Here is a 17,544-nt window from a genome sequence, read left to right on the forward strand (position 1 = left end):
TGGAGGCGATGATGCCTTACTACCGTGTCGTTGGCGAGGTGCCCAGAAAGCGGCACACGCAGTTCAGGCGGCCCGACGGCGGCCTCTACGCCGAGGAGCTGATGGGTGAGGAAGGCTTCTCGTCGGACTCCTCGCTGCTCTACCACCGCTATCTGCCGACCGCGATCGTCAAGGCCGAGGCCGTCACGCCGCTGACCGACACGCGTCTGGAGCCGAACCTGCCGCTGTCGCCGCGCCACTTCCGCACCCAGGACCTGCGCGGCGCGGGCGACCTGGTGACGGGCCGGATGCAGCTGGCGGGCAACGCCGACGTCCGATTGTCGTACGCCACCAGCGACCAGCCCAGCGAGCTCTACCGCAACTCCATGGGCGACGAATGCGTGTACGTCCAGGACGGCCGCGCCCGCTTCGAGTCGACGTACGGCGTCATCGAAGCCGGCGCGGGCGACTACATCGTCATCCCGACCGGCACGATCCACCGCTGGGTGCCCGACGGCCAGGTCAACGTGCTGGCCATCGAGGCGTCCGGGCACATCAGGCCGCCCAAGCGCTACCTGTCGCAGTACGGGCAGTTCCTGGAGCACGCGCCCTACTGCGAGCGCGACCTGCGCAGCCCGGCGGAGCCGTTCGTCGTCGAGGGCGAGGAGGTCCCGGTGCTGGTCCGCACCCGGGGCGGGCTGACCCGGCTGGTCTACCGCAACCACCCGTTCGACGTGGTCGGCTGGGACGGCTATCTGTACCCGTTCGCGTTCAACATCAATGACTTCGAGCCGATCGTGAAGAAGACGCACGCGCCGCCGCCGGTCCACCAGACGTTCGAGGGACCGGGGTTCGTGATCTGCTCGTTCTGCCCTCGGCCGCTGGACTTCCACCCCGAGTCCGTACCGATCCCCTACAACCACCACAACGTCGACTCCGACGAGTTCATGTTCTACGTGGGCGGCGACTACTCGGCCCGCAAGGGCTCCGGCATCGACGTCGGCTCGATCTCGCTGCACCCGGCCGGCTTCACGCACGGCCCGCAGCCCGGGGCGGTGGAGGCGGTCATCGACGCGGTCAGCCGCGGCATCACGACCACCAGCGAGATGGCCGTGATGATCGACACCTTCCGCCCGCTCGACCTCGGCCAGGCCGCACTGACCTGCGAGGACCCCGGCTATGCCTGGACCTGGGCCCGATGAACCTCTACCTCGCGCTGATCGACGACGCGGGCCTGTTCCCGCCGACCTCCCTGCACATGTCGGAGGCGCTGGCCCGCCACCAGCGCGACCAGGAGCGGGCCTCCCAGGTGCTCACCCACCGCTTCCTCTGCCCCGCCAGCCGCCTCGACGGGCTGCGCCGCGAGGAGGCCCCGCCGCGCCGGATCGGGCTGATCGTCGACACGCCGGACATCCCGCCGTTCGACGACCTGCCCGTGGACTCGGTCGAGCTGCGCGCGGACGCCCTCGACCAGCTGCCCGGCGACGGCCTGCCACCCGGCGTGCGGCTGTTCGTCGAGGTGCCCGCCGGAAAGTACGTCGCCGACGTGCCCGAGGGCGCCGCGCTCAAGGTGCGCTGCGGCGGCCTGACCGCCGACGCCTTCCCGTCGGTCGAGCATCTCGCGGCGTTCATCCGGTTCTGCGCAGAACACGACCTCCAGTTCAAGGCCACCGCCGGGCTGCACCACGCCGTACGCCATTTCGACCCCACGCTCGGCGTCGACCGGCACGGCTTCCTCAACCTGCTGCTGGCCGTCTGCGAGGCGGTGGACCAGCGCGACCCCGCGCCCGTGCTGCGCACCACCGACGTGGGCCATCTCGTCCGGCTGGCCCGAGCCGTGTCCGAGGAGACGGCCAAGCGGGCCAGGGCGCTGCTGGTGAGCTACGGCTCGTGCAGCACCGGCGCCCCGCTGGACGACCTGCGCGCACTGGGACTGATCGAGGAGAACGCGTGAGCTGGGGAATAGACAACCTGCCCTATGGGGTGTTCTCCCGGCGCGGAGAGCGGCCACGCGTCGGCGTGCGCTACGGCGACCGGGTGCTCGACCTGGCCGCCGCGCTGCACGACGAGGTGTTCGCGGCGCCCAGCCTGAACCCCTTCATGGCCAGGGGCCGCACCGCCTGGCACGACACCAGGACACTGATCGCCAACAAACTCACCTCCGACCTCGCGATCACCGAGCCGCACCTGATCCCGCTCGACCAGGTGCGGCTGCACATGCCGTTCGAGGTGGCCGACTACGTCGACTTCTACTGCTCGCTGGAGCACGCCACCAACCTCGGCAAGATGTTCCGGCCCGGCACCGAAGGGCTGCTGCCCAACTGGCGGCACCTGCCGGTCGGCTACCACGGCAGGTCGGGCACGATCGTGGTCTCGGGCACCCCGATCGACCGGCCGCACGGCCAACTCGGAGCCGGGCGGTTCGGGCCGTCCGCCAAGCTCGACCTCGAGGCCGAGCTGGGCTTCGTGGTCGGCGTACCGTCCGAGCTCGGCTCGCCCGCCGGGGCCTTCGAGGACCACGTGTTCGGGGTGACGCTGGTCAACGACTGGAGCGCGCGGGACATCCAGGCTTGGGAGTACGTGCCGCTCGGGCCGTTCCTGGGCAAGTCGTTCGCCACCTCGATCTCGCCGTGGATCACGCCGCTGGAGGCGCTGCCCCGGCTGGCCGGGCGCGTACAGGATCCCGAACCGCTCGACTACCTGCGCAGGACGGACGACTGGGGGCTGGACGTCTCGGTCGAGGTGTCGCTCAACGGCGAGGTCGTGTCCCGCCCGCCCTACTCGGGCATGTACTGGACACCCGACCAGATGCTCGCCCACATGACGGCGAACGGCGCGTCCCTGCGGACCGGCGACCTGTTCGCGAGCGGCACGATCTCCGGCGAGCAGCGCGACGAACGCGGCTCGCTCATCGAGCTGACCTGGAACGGCAGCGATCCGATCAAGCTCGCCGGCGGCGAGACCAGGACATTCCTGGAGGACGGCGACACCGTGACGATCCGAGCCACAGCCGGCGGCCGGTCATTGGGGGAGGTTTCCGGAACAATCCGATAGGTGACTTGGCGTGCTCACTCGGTGACCCTCCGCTAACCTGGATATCCCCTTCCCGGAAAGCAGGATCGAGATGCGGCGCGCCGCGGCCATCTTTCTCGTGGCCCTACTCCTGACCGCGGGCTGCTGCCCGGTGACCGCCGATCGCCCGGCGCCCAAGCCGCCCGTCGTCCAGGTCTCCCCCGCCTTCGACACGCGGCGCGCCCGGACGGACCACGGTCTGGTCGTGCAGGCGCAGGGCGGCAAGCTCAGCCAGGTGATCGCCTACGTGGCGGGTGCGCTGGTGCCGGGCAAGCTGGACGCGTCGCGTACGACCTGGCGCTCCTCCTGGACGCTGGCCCCCGGCGCCGAATACACGGTGACCGCCACCGCGGCGGGCTCGGCCGGCCCGTCGACGGTGGCCATGGGCCGCTTCCGCACCCGCACCGCCGACCGGTCGTTCCAGATCGCCTCCATCGAGCCGCTGCCCGGCGAGACCGTCGGCGTCGGCATGCCGATCATCATGGACTTCGACACCCCGATCCAGGACAAGGCGGCCGTGGAGCGGGCGCTGGAGATCAAGCCGGCCGTCGAGGGCGCGTGGCGCTGGGTGAGCGACACCCGCGCGATCTACCGCACCCGCGCGTTCTGGGAGCCGGAGCAGCAGGTCACGGTCACGGCCCACCTGACCGGCGTACGCATGGCGCCGGGAGTCTACGGCCTGACCGACCGCACGTTCGCCTTCAAGGTGGGCCGCGAGCAGACGACCTCGATCGACACCCGGACCCACCAGATGGTCGTCAGGCGCGGCGGCCGGGTCGCGCAGCGCATGGCCATCAGCGCGGGCATGGCCACCACCCGCGAATACACCACGACCAGCGGCGTCCACCTGACCATGGACAAGGGCGACCCGGTCCGCATGATCTCCCCCGGCCGCAAGAAGGGCGAGCCCGGCTTCTACGACGTGATGATCGACCACGCCGTACGCATCTCCAACAGCGGCGAATACGTCCACGCCAAGAACAACCTCTGGGCCCAGGGCCACGCGAACGTCAGCCACGGCTGCGTCAATGCCCGCCCCGATCAGGCGGCCTGGTTCTTCGCCCACTCGCTGCGCGGCGACCCGGTGACGATCACCGGCACCTCCCGCGAGCTCGCGTGGGACAACGGCTGGGGATTCTGGCAACTCCCGTGGGAGAAGTGGCGCCAGGGCAGTGCCTTGTACGACCCCGCGGCCCTGCCACAGCAATGATTCCAGCATTACGGTAGGAGGGGGGAACCAGGCGAGCACATAGGCCCGTTATTCCGTTAGGAGGGCCGGAGCATGGATGAATGGATCATCTGGATAATCCTGGCAGTCGTCCTCGGCGTGGCGGAGATCTTCACCGTCACCGCGGCGCTCGGACTGCTCGGCGCGGCCGCTCTCCTCACCGCGGCGACCGCCGCCATCGGGCTGCCCGTCCCCCTGCAACTGCTGGTCTTCGCCCTGTCTTCCACGGCCGGTCTGATGGTCGTCCGGCCGATCGCCATGCGCCACATCCGGCAGCCACAACTGCAGCGCTTCGGCGTGGAAGCACTGGTCGGCAGGCAGGCGTACGTATTGTCGGAGGTCACCGGCAGGGACGGCAGAGTACGCATCGGCGGCGAGGAGTGGTCCGCGCGCGCCTATGACGAGACCCTGGTGATCCCCACGGGGGCGACCGTCGATGTCATCGAGATCGAGGGCGCCACAGCCCTCGTATATCCCCGGGAGTGACCATGGATCCGCTGTTGGTGGTCGGACTGCTCGTCATCCTCTTCGCGGTGTTCACGGTGCTCAAGGCCGTGCGGATCGTGCCCCAGGCACGCGCCCGCAACGTCGAGCGCCTGGGCCGCTACAACCGTACGCTCAAGCCCGGACTCAACTTCGTCATCCCGTACATCGACCGCGTCTACCCGATGATCGACCTGCGCGAGCAGGTCGTGACCTTCCGCCCGCAGCCGGTCATCACCGAGGACAACCTGGTCGTCGAGATCGACAACGTCATCTACTTCCAGGTCACCGACCCCCGGGCGGCGGCCTACGAGATCGCCAACTACCTCCAGGCCATAGAGCAGCTCACCGTCACCACCATGCGTAACGTCATCGGCGCCATGGACCTGGAGAAGACGCTCACCTCCCGCGACCACATCAACAGCCAGCTGCGCGGCGTGCTCGACGAGGCCACCGGCAAGTGGGGCATCCGCGTCAACCGCGTGGAGGTCAAGGCGATCGACCCGCCGAAGACCATCAAGGACGCGATGGAGAAGCAGATGCGGGCCGAGCGGGACAAGCGAGCGGCCGTCCTCAACGCCGAGGGCCAGCGCCAGTCGCAGATCCTCACCGCCGAGGGCGACAAGCAGAGCGCCATCCTGCGCGCCGAAGGCCAGCGCACCGCCGCCATCCTGCAGGCCGAAGGCCAATCACGGGCTATCGACCAGGTCTTCCAGGCGGTCCACCGCAACGACCCCGACCCCCAGCTGCTCGCCTACCAATATCTGCAGATGCTGCCGCAGCTCGCGCAGAGCCCCGGCAACACGTTCTGGGTGATCCCCAGCGAGGTCACCTCGGCGCTGCAGGGCGTGTCGAAGGCGTTCACCGAAGCGCTGCCCCGGTCGGCGGCGACGCGCGAGGAGGCGCCGGGCAACTCGGCGGCGGACGAGGAAGTCGCCAGGGCGGCGGAGGCGGCTGCGGAGGCCGTGGCCAACGCTCAGGAGGCCGAGAGCCCCACCGGGCCGCGCCAGCTCACGCAGGCGGTCGAGGACCCGTCGGTCGCGTTCACGGACCTGGAGAAGGAGCACCAGGAACGCTGACCGGCCAAGACGTCCGCCCGCTGGCGGGGGCGTGGCGGCCAGGACGTCTGCTCGACTAACCTGCCCGCCCGGCCAGAGGTGCCAGCGTGGCCCGATAGGTGCCCGCCACGCTCAGCCCGGCGGGCACCGGTCGGGCGACTCTGGCCTCAGACTCGCCGCCCACCCCAACGGCGCCGGTCAGGCGACCCCGGCCTTGGACTTGGCGCCGACCTTGGCCTCAGGCTTGGGTTCAGGCTTGGCCTCGGATTTTGGTTCGTTCGGGAGGGGACGGCACGCCATTTCCAGCAGGTCCCGCACCTGGGACGCCCGGTGCAGGGAACCTGCTCGGCAGGCCAGCTTGACCGTGGCGTCAGCCAGGATGACGTCCCCGTTCGCCTGCGGAACATCATCGCCCATCTCGGTGCGTAGCCACTCGGAGATCTCCGCCCAGGAGTAGATGCTGACGTTGTCGGCCTCAATGAGCGGAGCCGGGAAGCCACCGGGCCCGCGCTGCCCGCTCGCCAGTTGGCGAAAGCTGGCCTGCGTGCGGCCACCGTGACGCCTGGCCGCGTCGCCGAGCGTCACCGCGTCGTCGTGCCCCACGCCAACGGCCCACAGCTGGTCGACCGTGCTCATCTGGATGAGCACGGACATGATGGCCTCCAGCAGGCTGTCCGCCTCACGATCACACATGAAGTACGGCTGTGCGCCCCCGACCAGCGCACAGTCATCCATGCCCGCCTCGTGGAGCCGGTCGAACTCGGCAGCATCCGGCTCGCGATTGAGCATGACCTGGAAATCCCAGCTAGTCATGACGTCCCCTCTTGATCGTCGCTTTTGCACTCGAGGTGCCGAGTGAGCCATTGGCGGATCTGCTTGGCATGGACACCTGGATTTCGGGGCGTGCAGTTGATCGTGAACGGCTTTTCTCCGCATTGGCAGGTGATCCAGCCCCAGCGATGCCCGTTGTGGTCCTCCTCGACGGTGAGAGCGCTATTAATCTTGCGGATTGCCTTGAGCACCGCGTTGATCTCGTTGTGTTGATGTCTTCCTCGCCCGACCATGTTCTAACTGTGCAACAGTGTTGCACAGTTAGAACGGCTTTTCCAAGCCAGGGGCCCCAACCTGGAGCTCGCAGCCTGGGAGTGGCAGGTCCACCCTGCTGCGCAGGGTCGTGCATAACCTCGAAGACATGGACAGTGCCAGCCGTCTGGGTGAGTTTCTGCGAGCGCGGCGGGAACTGGCCCGGCCCGAATCGCACGGGATGCCCGCGGCCGGGCTCCGCCGAACACCCGGAATGCGCCGGGAAGAGGTCGCGATGCTCGCCGGCGTCAGCACCGACTACTACATCCGCCTGGAGCAGGGCCGGGACAAGCATCCGTCGGCCGCAGGTGCTCGAGGCGCCGGCGGCCGCGCTGACGCTGGAGGAGGACGCCGTCGCGCACCTGCACGAGCTGGCCGCCCTCGGCTGGGTGTCCGGGTCGTGGCGGCGATGGGAGCGTTGATGTCGGGGATGACGGGGCAGACAGCAAAGATCGAATCGCGTTGTGGCAGATGCGAGGGAAGCCTTGTCCGTCAGGTGAACCAGTTCATCGACCGCGGGCAGTTGTGTTGGGATGCCGAGGTCGCCTGCGAGTCCTGCTGTACTGGCTGGTGCGAGCAATTCGGTTCAGGCGAGACGCCGGAGGATATCCGCAGTGCCCTGCTGGCGGAGCGTGGCCCTAGCCGGCTGCGTTTGGTCGGTCCGGCACCGAGCCCGGTCTCGGTTCTGAAGGTTCTGCGGGAGGTCTGGGAGGTGTCGCTTCCCCGGGCTCGTGAACTCGCCGACGAGCTCACTCACTCCGGCTCGGTCGGGACGCTGGCGGAGATGGAGTTCCTGAACATCCGACTGCGAAGCCGTGGCGTCGCAGCCGAGGTGAGGTCCGATGGCAGCCCGGAGAGTGAGCCGATTCCCTCGTAGCGAGCCTTTGATCAATTCGCCAACAGTGTCTCGGCTTGGCGAGCGGGGCCGAGCGTGCAAGGGCGGGTGCCGTCAGGGTGCCTGTTGCGGGTGAGTGAGTTGTGCTTCAAGATCGGCGACGCGGCGGTCTTGGAAGCGTAGGTTGGAGCGCGCGGCCTGGAGACGTTCGTCGAGGTTGTCGCTGGTGAGCCGGCGGACGATGTCCTGCCCATCGCTGCAGGTCAGCGGCGTGCCCGTGGAAATTTCTGCAGTCCGGGACCGGGAGCGACCCGATGGGGCGGGCTCCAGCGGTTCCGCAAGGGTGTCACAGTCTGGTGATGCGGGACGTCAGCTCTGTTGTGTGGCGTCCAGCAGCGTGAGGGCGTTGTGGATGCCTTGCTCGAGGACGGCGTCGGCGAGTTGCCGGTCGGCCAGGGCGCGGGAGAGTTGCAGTGTGCCGATCATTCCGGCGTAGACGGTGAGCACCTTGACGCGTGCCGACTGCGGATCGTGCGGCGCCAGACGCGCGGTTAAGTCGTCGATGATGGCCAGCACGCCGTCGGTGTAGGCCTGCCTGGTCGCGTCCGTGCAGCGGCCGATCTCGTCGAGCAGGGCGGCCGATGGGCAGCCTTCGCCGGGGTTGTCGCGGTGCTCGGGCGACAGGTACGCACGCACGATTTGCTCGACTCCGGCGCGTCCGGGCGTCACCGCGCCGAGGTTTTCGCGCTGTTCGCGGAGCTGGTCGGCGACGGTGGTGGCGACCAGGTCTTCCTTGGAGGCGAAGTGGGCGTAGAAGGCGCCGTTGGTCAGTCCCGCGTCCGCCATGAGCGTGGCGACTCCGGAGCCGTCGATGCCGTCTTTTTTGAGCCGGCGGCCGGCCGTCTCGATGATCCGCTGCCTCGTCGCCCGCTTGTGCTCCTGGCTGTACCGAACCATGCGCTCCTCCTCCTGCGGGGAGGGCCTACCTGCCCTCGCCACACGCCATCATCGTACGATCATAATCTAAATCCGGCGAGACCCTTGCGCCTGGACGACGTCTCATCTTATGGTCGTATGGTCATAATCTAAAGATGGCGCACGAGCAGCGTGCGCAGCACTGAGCAGGAGCGTCACCATGGGAGCAAGCCCCCAGGCACAGCAGTTCGCGCAGCTTCTTGAGAGCGTGAGCGCGAAGTCCTCGACGCCGGGCCTCGACGTCGGGCCTCGACGTCGGGCGTCAACCGAGCCGGAAGGCGTCACCTACGACGAAGTGGACGCGAACGGCGTCCCCGCCCTGTGGTGCCCCCCCGAGGGCACCCACCCCGGCCGAGCGCTGCTGCACTTCCACTTCGGCGGGTCGGTCACGCCTCGACGCACTCCGACCGCGAGGCCGCCGGCCACATCGCGAAGGTGGCCGGCGCCCGCTCCCTTGTCAGGATTTCGCTAACGGCTTTCCGTGCTCAGCTCAAGGCCATCCACGCCTGAGGGTTGCAAGCCCCCTTTACTTGTCGGACATTCAGCAGCCTGTCCTGGCGGTCAACGGCGAAGACAACAGGATGGTGCCCAGCCAGCAATTCTGTCGACCTGGCTCGACGGCTGCCGGACGCCCAACTCGGACTGTACCGTGACGCCGGACACGGCGGCATATTCCAGTATCACCAAGAGTGCGTCAAAGAGGTTCCGGAATTCCTCGCGCCATAATTTCTTGTCGGATCGGATCGGCCGATCAGGTGAGCGCCGCGTACGCCAGACCGCCCAGCCCGCCGTAGACCCCTGGGCGAGTGTGCCCGGCTTGGGCGGCGGCACAGGAACACCATGCCGACCCGGTTGTGCGACATCGAGTCGGCCGCCTCCTTTCATTCTCACTTGGCAAGAAATCAAGGAGAGAAAGCATCATGAAAGCATTCATCCTCGAACGTTACGGAAACAACGAAAAGTTGCGGGCAGGCGTAATGCCGGACCCGGAGGTGCGGGAGAACGATGTACTGGTCCAGATCCACGCCGCGGGCGTGAACCTTCTCGATGCCAAAATCAGGGACGGAGAGTTCAAGCTCATTCTGCCCTATCATCTGCCGATCGTTCTGGGCAATGATGTGGCCGGTGTCGTTGTCCGGGCCGGGTCTCGCGTGCGGCGATTCAAGCCCGGCGACGAAGTATACGCGCGGCCAGGTCAAGATCGAATCGGTGCTTTCGCTGAACTCATCTCGATAAAAGAAGACGATCTGGCGCTGAAGCCAACACGCCTCACCATGGAAGAAGCAGCCTCCATCCCGCTGGTCGGCTTGACCGCCTGGCAGGCATTGGTTGAAACAGCGAAGCTGAGGAAAGGACAGAAAGTTTTCATCCAAGCGGGTTCCGGCGGTGTAGGAACGTTTGCCATCCAGCTGGCCAAGCATGTCGGCGCAACCGTGGCTACAACGACCAGCACGGCGAACATCGATCTGGTGAAGCGCCTCGGCGCAGATGTCGTGATCGATTACAGGAAAGACGACTTCGAAAAAATCCTGCATGGCTATGATGTGGTTTTGCATAGCCTGGACAACGAGGCTCTCAAGAAATCTCTACGAGTGCTGAAGCCCGGCGGCAAGCTCATCTCGATCTCAGGCCCACCTGATCCTGATTTCGCGAAAGAGGTCGGATCGCCGTGGATCTTGCGGCCGGTGATGCGCGCCTTGAGCTACCGAGCCAGGAGAGCGGCAAAACGTCATCACGTCAGCTATTCGTTTCTCTTCATGAAAGCAAGCGGCGATCAGCTGCGCGAGATCAGTTCTCTCATCGAATCGGGGAGTATACGCCCAGTCGTGGATCAGGTCTTTCCGTTCGAATCAACCAAAGAGGCCATGGCTTATCTCGAAACGGGGCGCGCAAAAGGCAAGGTCGTCGTCAAGGTGAGATGAACCCCCGGTCGCGGGCTCTGGAGGTTTGCGTCAGTTTCACGGCGGCCGGCAAAGTGGCGCTCGGGCAGCGTGGTCGTCGACGTACCGGGCGACGGTCTTGAGCGCCGCCCGGAGCTTGGGGTGGCGATTGAGGTCGGTCCGCGGCGACAAGGGCCTGCTCACCGCGGTGGCCAAGCTCCTGGAGCGCCCCTTCGACCAGGCGCGAGCAGAACTGGAAGCCATCAAGCACCCCGTCCGCTACGCCAACGGCGTGCACGACGTGATGCTCCCCGCACATGCTTCCTACGTCGCGGTCCAGCACCTCGACTCGGCCACCCTCATTCTCTACAGCGACGCCGGTCACGCCTTTCTGTTCCAGCACGCCAGAAAGTTCGCCACTGAGGTGACCCACTTCCTCGCCACCTGACCTCGCCTACGCCACCGCCACCCTCACCGACCTTCGCCGACCTGGCACTCCGGGCCGAACGCCGACACCAATCGATGGGGATCTTGCCCTTCGATGACCAACAGACCCCTACGTACTGATCACCACCCTGCCGCCCACGGAATCGGCCCGGGCCACCTGACCCCGCGGCCTGACACGGAACCCCGGCCGGCCCACCAGATGCGATGCAACGCGCCTTTCTCATTTCACCAGGAGCTTTCCATGGACTTGTCCACCAGCACCGTTCTTGTCACCGGAGCCAACCGGGGGTTTGGCCGTGCGCTCGCTGCCGAGTTGCTCAGCCGCGGCGCCTCCGTCTACGCCGGTGCCCGCAACCCCGGGCAGGTCGACCTGCCGGGCGCCACGCCGATCGCGCTCGACATCACCGACCCCGCCTCCGTGGCGGCCGCTGCCCAGGCCACAGGCGATGTGACGGTCCTGATCAACAACGCTGGCTCAGCCACCGGCAGCGACCTGCTCACCGGCGATCCGGACGACATCCGCCTGGAGATGGACACCCACTATTTCGGCACTCTCTCGGTGGTACGCGGCTTCGTACCCCAGATCGCGGCCAACGGCGGCGGCGCGATCCTGAACATCCTGTCCGGCCTGTCCTGGGTGAGTTTCCCGGAGATCGGCGCCTACTGCGCCGCCAAGTCCGCGCAGTGGTCGCTCACCAACGCCCTGCGCGTGCAGCTCGCCGACCAGGGCATCCGTGTGGCCGGCCTGCACGTCGGCTACATGGACACCGACATGGCACGGACGGTCACCGGGGACAAGTCCGACCCCGCCGACATCGCCCGGATCGCCGTCGACGGCATCGCCGCCGGCGCCTACGAAATCCTCGCGGACGACGCCAGCCGCCAGGCGCAGGCCGCGCTGGCCGCAGGCGTCACAGCGCTCTACCCGCAGTTGGCCTGAGGATCAGTCCACGTCGAACACCTGCGTCCACGAACTCCTCGCCACCCCCAGGACAGTGGCCGACCACGCTGGGCCCTCAACCGGATCAGCACCGACATCGCGCCCGCGCCAAGGACATCGAAGAAACTCGACCCGACCTCATCACGTCGGCGCGATGGCGTCGGCCAACCCTTGGCCTGGTCGAGCGCGTACGCTCCGGCGCGCCTCTGAACACCCCGCCCCGCCACCTTCTGCGGCGCCGGTGAAGCCGGCTACACCGGCTACCCCACCCACGCCGGCGAGAAGCCGTTGCGTTGGTCCACGTCATGACCATTGCTCATCGAAGGGACTTGATCCTCATGTCCGAGCAGAACCTGCCCACCACCGGGCGCGGATGGCACCTGGAGGCCCGCCCGGAGGGCCCCGTACGAACTGGTCAGGGCCCTCGATGCGGCAGTCGGGAACCCGCATCGAAGACTACTCCGAGACCGCCGGCAAGCGCCGGGAGGACACCCTGGGCACGTACGGGAGCCAGCCCGGCGACCCCAAGCGGGCCGCCGAGGCCATCCTCACCGTGGTGCGGTCGGAGAACCCGCCCCTGCGGCTGCTTCTGGGAGCGGATGCCCTGAATGTCGCGAAAGCCAAACTCGACAGACTCCGCACCGACTTCGACGGCTGGAGGGAGCTGATCCTCAGCACCGCCTACCCCGAATGACTCGCCTGCCGCGAACGGTCCCCAATGACGGTGTACGGCAGGCGCCCCCGTCCAGTCGGCCTGCCGTCCTCGTGGGCTCAGTGCGACAGCGGCGCGTCCGTGGTGTCGACCAGCGTGCAGTCGGCGACCGGGCCCTCGGCGACGCGCGCCCAGATGCCCGCCACGACTTTGCCGTTGCCCTCACTGACGCTGAACTCCAGCACTCCAGTCTGTCCCGCCTTGATGACGCTCGGGTCGATGGTGTAACCCTCCTCCTGCGGCGGCCAGACCACGAGTCCCGTCTCCTTCGGCAGGAAATGCGCAGCACGGGGCTGCGGGCTGCACTTCTTGCCCCGGGGGATGTAGTTCACCACCACGTTGATCCCCTTGTCCCGCAGGTCCGCCTGGAGCTTGTCGGCGTCCTTCACCTCGTTGATCTGGATGTTGACGGTGCCGTCGGGGTTGTCAGCGATGGCGTACGCGGGGGTGCCGCCGAACAGCAGCGGGATCGCCACGGCCGCCGCCGCGGCCAGGCCCAGCGCGGGCGCCAGGACGATGGGCCGCAGCAGGCGCCGCTTCGGCTTGTCGATCTCGGTCATCACGAACTCCTTGAGCAGTCGGTGACGGCCCTCGGGAAGATCGCGGTCGTATGGCCAGCTCATCGGATCTCCTCCTTTGTGGGGCCTTGGTCACCTACTACCTGTCGGGGCGCGGGTGGCGGTTCCGCGAGTTGGCCGAGTTTCTGGCGCGCTCGTGATAACCGGGATCGTACGGTGCCCACGGGGACGCCGAGCGCCTCGGCCGCCTCCGCGTAGCCGAGCCCGGACCAGACGCAGAGCGCGAAGACGTCCTGCTCCTGGCGGCGCAGCGAGTCGTAGGCCGCGCGGACTGCGGCCAGCCGCCCCGCGTCGTCGATCCGGCCCACGATCTCGTCGGCGAAGTCCGGCACGCTCTCGCCTCTGGGCATCCTGGCCAGCGCGTCGTCGTGCCTGCGGGCGGCCCGGCGGGCGTTGCGGGCCACATTGGTGGCGATACCGAGCAGCCACGGCCGCAGCGAACCGCCCTCGGGGTCGATCCGGCCGCGTAACCTCCAAGCTTCGAGAAAGGTCAGCGCCATCACGTCCTCGGCCGCGGACCAGTTCGCGGTCAGGCGGAAGGCATGGTTGTACACGGCCTTCGCGTAGTCGTCGAAGAGCTGCGCGAAGGCCGCCTTGTCCCCGGCGCGTATCAGGGCACGTGTCGACATATCCACATAGAGGGACTGTCCGCCCGCGCGTCAGAGTTCCAGCTGTCCCCGGTCGAAGTACGCCACCAGGTCCGGGTCGAGCGGCGGGACGTCGTACGGCATGCCGCCGTCGCGCAGCGACATCGTGGCCATGTAGCCGGCGGCGACGCTCATCCGCGCGGCCACCGGAGAGGTGTCGGTGGCCCCGCCGTCCCGGACGAACCCGCAGAACTCCCGCATGATGTCCGCGTCGGCGCCACCGTGCGAGCCGGTGGCGTCGGGCACCCGGTACGCGATGTCGCCGTCCTCCCGGTAGTCCGATGGCCCGGTGTTCCAGACCTTGACCGTGTCGCCGGGGCCGTCGCCGAAGTTCTCCAACCGGCCCTCCGTGCCGATGACCGTGTAGTTGCGCACGTAGTCGGGGGTGAAGTGGCACTGCTGGTAGGCGGCGATGACGCCGTTGTCGAGGCGCATGTTCATCACCGACACGTCCTCGACGTCGACGACGTGGTTGAGGTCGACGCGACTGGTGGGCGGCCACTCGAACTCGCTCAGCCACCCCTCCGGCCTGGGCGTGCCCGGCTCGCGGCGCGGCAGGTCGCCGTAGAGCATGAGGTCGCCGAGGGCGTTCACGCGGGTCGTGTAGCCGCCGGCCAGCCAGTGGATCACGTCGAGGTCGTGCGCGGCCTTCTGCAGGAGCAGGCCCGTGGTCCGGGTGCGGTCGGCGTGCCAGTCCTTGAAGTAGAAGTCGCCGCCGTAGGACACGAAGTGGCGTACCCAGACCGTCTTCGGCTCGCCGATGACGCCCTGCTGGATGATGTCGCGCATCAGCCGGACCACGCCCATGTGGCGCATGTTGTGCCCGACGTACAGCCGGGTCCCGGTACGTCGCGCCGCGCGCAGGACGTTGTCGCAGCCCTCCACGGTGATGGCCAGCGGTTTCTCCAGGTAGACGGCCTTGCCGGCCTCCAGACAGTCGATCGCGACGCGCTCGTGCGTGTCGTCGGGGGTGACGACGATGACCGCGTCGAGGTCGTCGCGGTCGAGCAACCGGCGGTAGTCCTCGGTCAGGAATTCCGCGTCGAAGCGCCCGGCCTGGCTCTTGAGCACCGCGGGGTCGGTGTCGCAGAGCGCGGTCACGACCGAGCCCTGGCCCGGCCGGTGGGCGTAGCGGGCCAGGTCCGCGCGCATGCCGAGGCCGATGACTCCGATGCGCAGGTCTTCCACTCCAGTGACGATGTCCACGTCTTGAGAGGCTAGCGCTCGTTTATGCAAATAACCACCGCGGAAAGTGCGAAATCGGGCACGCTCTCGAGTGTCATGGAGGCGGGCGCGAAGCCGGGCGTGAAGGGGAGCTGTGGGGGCACTTAAGAATCCCTCGATGGACACCTCCCTCAGGGAGCGGGCACAGTGCGTTAGGTTCGGGGACACAGGGGAGAGTTGGGGTCATGAAAGCGCTGGTCAAGGATCGAGCCGAGCCCGGATTGCGGCTGGCCGACGTGCCGGAGCCCACACCGGGGCCGGGCGAGGTGCTGATCCGGGTGCTGCGTACCGGCATCTGCGGCACCGACCTCCACATCCGGAAATATGACGACTGGGCGCGGCAAACTCTGAAGCTTCCGCTGATCGTGGGGCATGAGTTCTCCGGGCACGTGGTCGAGGTCGCGCCCGGCGTCGAGGACATCTCCGTCGGCGACCTGGTGAGCGGCGAGGGGCACATCGTCTGCGGCAAGTGCCGCAACTGCATGGCCGGGCGCCGCCATCTGTGCCGCAACACCATCGGGCTCGGCGTCAACAGGGACGGCGCCTTCGCCGAATACGTCACGCTGCCCGCCACCAACGTGTGGGTGCACCGGGTGCCGGTCCACCCCGACGTGGCGGCCATCTTCGATCCGTTCGGCAACGCCGTACACACCGCTCTGTCGTTTCCGCTGGTCGGCGAGGACGTGCTGATCACGGGCGCGGGCCCGATCGGGCTGATGGCGGCGGCGGTGGCCACGCACGTGGGCGCGCGCAACGTGGTGATCACCGACGTCAGCGAGGAACGGCTGAACCTGGCCGGCAAGGTCGGAGTGTCGCTGGCCCTGAACGTCGCGCGGACCTCGATCGCCGACGGCATCACGCGACTCGGCATGCGGGAGGGCTTCGACGTCGGGCTGGAGATGTCCGGCAATCCGCGGGCCGTCCGCGACATGATCGCGAACATGACGCACGGCGGGAAGATCGCGATGCTCGGGCTGCCCGCCGAGGAGTTCGCCATCGACTGGGCCACGGTGGTGACCTCGATGCTCACCATCAAGGGCATCTACGGCCGGGAGATGTTCGAGACCTGGTACAACATGTCGGTGCTGCTGGAGAAGGGCCTCGACCTGTCCCCGGTGATCACCGACCGCTACCCGTACGCCGAGTTCGACGCCGCCTTCGACACGGCCGCCAGCGGCCGCACGGGCAAGGTCATCCTGGATTGGAGCGCTTGATGTTCACGAACGTACGCGATCAGCTGCGTGCGACGCTCGACGAGATCACCGAGGCGGGGCTGCACAAGCCCGAGCGGGTGATCACCACGCCGCAGAGCTCGCAGGTGGGCGTGGCCGGGCGACAGGTGCTGAACTTCTGCGCCAACAACTACCTCGGCCTGGCCGACCACCCCGAGGTGGTCGCGGCCGCCAAGGAGGCGCTCGACCGCTGGGGCTTCGGGATGGCCTCGGTACGGTTCATCTGCGGCACCCAGGAAGTGCACAAGGAGCTCGAAGGCCGCCTTGCGCACTTCCTCGGCCAGGAGGACTCCGTCCTCTACAGCTCGTGCTTCGACGCGAACGGCGGCGTCTTCGAGACGCTGCTCGACGCCCAGGACGCGGTGATCTCCGACGCCCTCAACCACGCGAGCATCATCGACGGCATCCGGCTGTCGAAGGCCCGCCGCTACCGCTACGCCAACCGCGACATGGCCGAGCTGGAGGCCAGGCTGAAAGAGGCGTCCGACGCGCGGCGGCGGCTGATCGTGACCGACGGCGTGTTCTCCATGGACGGCTACCTGGCGCCGCTGGCCGACATCTGCGACCTGGCCGAACGCTACGACGCGATGGTCATGGTCGACGACTCCCACGCCGTGGGCTTCGTCGGGCCGACCGGACGCGGCACGCCCGAGCTGCACGGCGTCACCGACCGGGTGGACATCATCACCGGCACCCTGGGCAAGGCACTCGGCGGGGCCAGCGGCGGCTACGTGGCGGCGCGCAAGGAGATCTGCGAGCTGCTGCGCCAGCGCTCCCGCCCGTACCTGTTCTCCAACTCGCTCGCCCCGGTCATCGCCTCGGCCTCGCTGCGCATCCTCGACCTGCTGGAGACCTCCAGCGAGGCGCGCGAGCGGCTGCGCGCCAACACCGCGCGCTTCCGCGCCAAGATGGCCGAGGCCGGGTTCGACATCCTGCCCGGCGACCATCCGATCACCCCGGTGATGATCGGCGACGCCGCCGAGGCCGGGGCCATGGCCGAGCGGCTGCTGGAGCTCGGCGTGTACGTGATCGGCTTCTCCTACCCGGTCGTCCCCCATGGAAAGGCCCGGATCCGGGTCCAGCTGTCGGCGGCCCACTCGGCCGAGGACGTGGACCGCGCGGTCGACGCCTTCATCAAGGCCCGCACGCCCCACCCGGTATAGGCGCTGAG

At 67.9% G+C, this 17,544-nt stretch carries 19 protein-coding genes and 1 pseudogene; 14 read left to right on the forward strand and 6 right to left on the reverse strand.

All coding sequences use genetic code 11. The features are described 5' to 3' along the window. The first annotated feature begins 11 nt into the window (after positions 1 to 11). The 6 genes from AB0B64_RS33110 (at position 12) to AB0B64_RS33135 (ending at position 5,841) form a co-directional block, all read left to right on the forward strand. Complete coding sequence (locus tag AB0B64_RS33110; RefSeq protein ID WP_358182183.1) at positions 12 to 1,181, forward strand: homogentisate 1,2-dioxygenase domain-containing protein; 1,170 nt, start codon at positions 12 to 14, stop codon at positions 1,179 to 1,181. Then, complete coding sequence (locus AB0B64_RS33115; protein WP_358182080.1) at positions 1,178 to 1,933, forward strand: hypothetical protein; 756 nt, start codon at positions 1,178 to 1,180, stop codon at positions 1,931 to 1,933. The genes AB0B64_RS33110 and AB0B64_RS33115 overlap by 4 nt, the downstream gene beginning before the upstream one ends. Beyond that, entirely contained in the window at positions 1,930 to 3,033 is a 1,104-nt protein-coding gene (gene fahA / locus AB0B64_RS33120; RefSeq protein WP_358182083.1) for a fumarylacetoacetase, read from the forward strand. The genes AB0B64_RS33115 and fahA overlap by 4 nt, the downstream gene beginning before the upstream one ends. Before the next feature lie 70 nt (positions 3,034 to 3,103). Next, positions 3,104 to 4,261: an Ig-like domain-containing protein gene (locus tag AB0B64_RS33125; RefSeq protein WP_358182086.1), complete on the forward strand. Its 1,158-nt coding sequence runs from the start codon at positions 3,104 to 3,106 to the stop codon at positions 4,259 to 4,261. Positions 4,262 to 4,333: 72 nt separating this feature from the next. Next, the gene (locus tag AB0B64_RS33130) at positions 4,334 to 4,765 is read left to right on the forward strand and encodes an NfeD family protein (protein WP_357957886.1); all 432 of its coding nucleotides are present in this window, start codon (positions 4,334 to 4,336) and stop codon (positions 4,763 to 4,765) included. Between the two features lie 2 nt (positions 4,766 to 4,767). After that, entirely contained in the window at positions 4,768 to 5,841 is a 1,074-nt protein-coding gene (locus AB0B64_RS33135; protein WP_358182089.1) for an SPFH domain-containing protein, read from the forward strand. A gap of 177 nt (positions 5,842 to 6,018) precedes the next feature. Here the strand turns inward: AB0B64_RS33135 and AB0B64_RS33140 are convergent, their stop codons facing one another. Then, on the reverse strand, positions 6,019 to 6,633 hold the full coding sequence (locus tag AB0B64_RS33140; protein ID WP_357957890.1) for a hypothetical protein: 615 nt from the start codon (positions 6,631 to 6,633) through the stop codon (positions 6,019 to 6,021). Continuing rightward, a complete protein-coding gene (locus AB0B64_RS33145; protein ID WP_357957891.1) occupies positions 6,630 to 6,884 on the reverse strand; it encodes a hypothetical protein in 255 nt (84 codons plus the stop codon). The genes AB0B64_RS33140 and AB0B64_RS33145 overlap by 4 nt, the downstream gene beginning before the upstream one ends. Positions 6,885 to 7,084: 200 nt before the next feature. Here AB0B64_RS33145 and AB0B64_RS33150 point away from each other — a divergent pair. Together AB0B64_RS33150 and AB0B64_RS33155 are read left to right on the forward strand one after the other, a co-directional pair. Further along, a pseudogene (locus AB0B64_RS33150) lies at positions 7,085 to 7,147 on the forward strand (hypothetical protein); the annotation flags it as partial. Positions 7,148 to 7,399: 252 nt separating this feature from the next. Continuing rightward, complete coding sequence (locus AB0B64_RS33155; RefSeq protein WP_358182189.1) at positions 7,400 to 7,780, forward strand: hypothetical protein; 381 nt, start codon at positions 7,400 to 7,402, stop codon at positions 7,778 to 7,780. 327 nt (positions 7,781 to 8,107) lie between these two features. Here AB0B64_RS33155 and AB0B64_RS33160 read toward each other — a convergent pair whose 3' ends face one another. Continuing rightward, positions 8,108 to 8,695 (reverse strand): TetR/AcrR family transcriptional regulator, encoded by a 588-nt coding sequence (locus AB0B64_RS33160; protein WP_357957893.1) that lies wholly within the window; start codon positions 8,693 to 8,695, stop codon positions 8,108 to 8,110. A gap of 938 nt (positions 8,696 to 9,633) precedes the next feature. Between AB0B64_RS33160 and AB0B64_RS33165 the strand changes: the two genes are divergently transcribed. The 4 genes from AB0B64_RS33165 to AB0B64_RS33180 all read left to right on the forward strand — a co-directional run bounded on the left by AB0B64_RS33165 (position 9,634) and on the right by AB0B64_RS33180 (position 12,674). Continuing rightward, complete coding sequence (locus AB0B64_RS33165; RefSeq protein ID WP_358182092.1) at positions 9,634 to 10,635, forward strand: NADP-dependent oxidoreductase; 1,002 nt, start codon at positions 9,634 to 9,636, stop codon at positions 10,633 to 10,635. Between the two features lie 127 nt (positions 10,636 to 10,762). Further along, positions 10,763 to 11,041 carry an alpha/beta hydrolase gene (locus AB0B64_RS33170; RefSeq protein ID WP_358182095.1) on the forward strand — a complete coding sequence of 93 codons (279 nt, stop codon included), beginning with the start codon at positions 10,763 to 10,765 and terminating at the stop codon, positions 11,039 to 11,041. 240 nt (positions 11,042 to 11,281) lie between these two features. Further along, a complete protein-coding gene (locus AB0B64_RS33175; RefSeq protein WP_357957899.1) occupies positions 11,282 to 11,980 on the forward strand; it encodes an SDR family oxidoreductase in 699 nt (232 codons plus the stop codon). Between the two features lie 427 nt (positions 11,981 to 12,407). Then, complete coding sequence (locus AB0B64_RS33180; RefSeq protein ID WP_357957901.1) at positions 12,408 to 12,674, forward strand: hypothetical protein; 267 nt, start codon at positions 12,408 to 12,410, stop codon at positions 12,672 to 12,674. Between the two features lie 77 nt (positions 12,675 to 12,751). Here the strand turns inward: AB0B64_RS33180 and AB0B64_RS33185 are convergent, their stop codons facing one another. Genes AB0B64_RS33185 through AB0B64_RS33195 form a run of 3 tightly spaced genes read right to left on the reverse strand, consistent with a single transcriptional unit; the run spans position 12,752 to position 15,123 of the window. Beyond that, positions 12,752 to 13,315 (reverse strand): hypothetical protein, encoded by a 564-nt coding sequence (locus tag AB0B64_RS33185; protein WP_358182098.1) that lies wholly within the window; start codon positions 13,313 to 13,315, stop codon positions 12,752 to 12,754. Continuing rightward, positions 13,312 to 13,899 carry an RNA polymerase sigma factor gene (locus tag AB0B64_RS33190; protein ID WP_357957905.1) on the reverse strand — a complete coding sequence of 196 codons (588 nt, stop codon included), beginning with the start codon at positions 13,897 to 13,899 and terminating at the stop codon, positions 13,312 to 13,314. Before AB0B64_RS33190 ends, AB0B64_RS33185 begins: the two co-directional genes overlap by 4 nt. Positions 13,900 to 13,929: 30 nt before the next feature. Beyond that, positions 13,930 to 15,123, reverse strand: coding sequence for a Gfo/Idh/MocA family oxidoreductase (locus AB0B64_RS33195; RefSeq protein ID WP_358182100.1), 1,194 nt, complete (start codon positions 15,121 to 15,123; stop codon positions 13,930 to 13,932). Between the two features lie 203 nt (positions 15,124 to 15,326). Here AB0B64_RS33195 and tdh point away from each other — a divergent pair, with 203 nt between their 5' ends. Both tdh and AB0B64_RS33205 read left to right on the forward strand, forming a co-directional pair. Continuing rightward, positions 15,327 to 16,355 (forward strand): L-threonine 3-dehydrogenase, encoded by a 1,029-nt coding sequence (tdh, locus tag AB0B64_RS33200; RefSeq protein WP_358182103.1) that lies wholly within the window; start codon positions 15,327 to 15,329, stop codon positions 16,353 to 16,355. Continuing rightward, positions 16,355 to 17,536: a glycine C-acetyltransferase gene (locus tag AB0B64_RS33205; RefSeq protein ID WP_358182106.1), complete on the forward strand. Its 1,182-nt coding sequence runs from the start codon at positions 16,355 to 16,357 to the stop codon at positions 17,534 to 17,536. Before tdh ends, AB0B64_RS33205 begins: the two co-directional genes overlap by 1 nt. Positions 17,537 to 17,544: the final 8 nt, after the last annotated feature.

The organism is Nonomuraea sp. NPDC049129, from assembly GCF_040648495.1.
In the GTDB taxonomy this organism is placed as follows: domain Bacteria; phylum Actinomycetota; class Actinomycetes; order Streptosporangiales; family Streptosporangiaceae; genus Nonomuraea.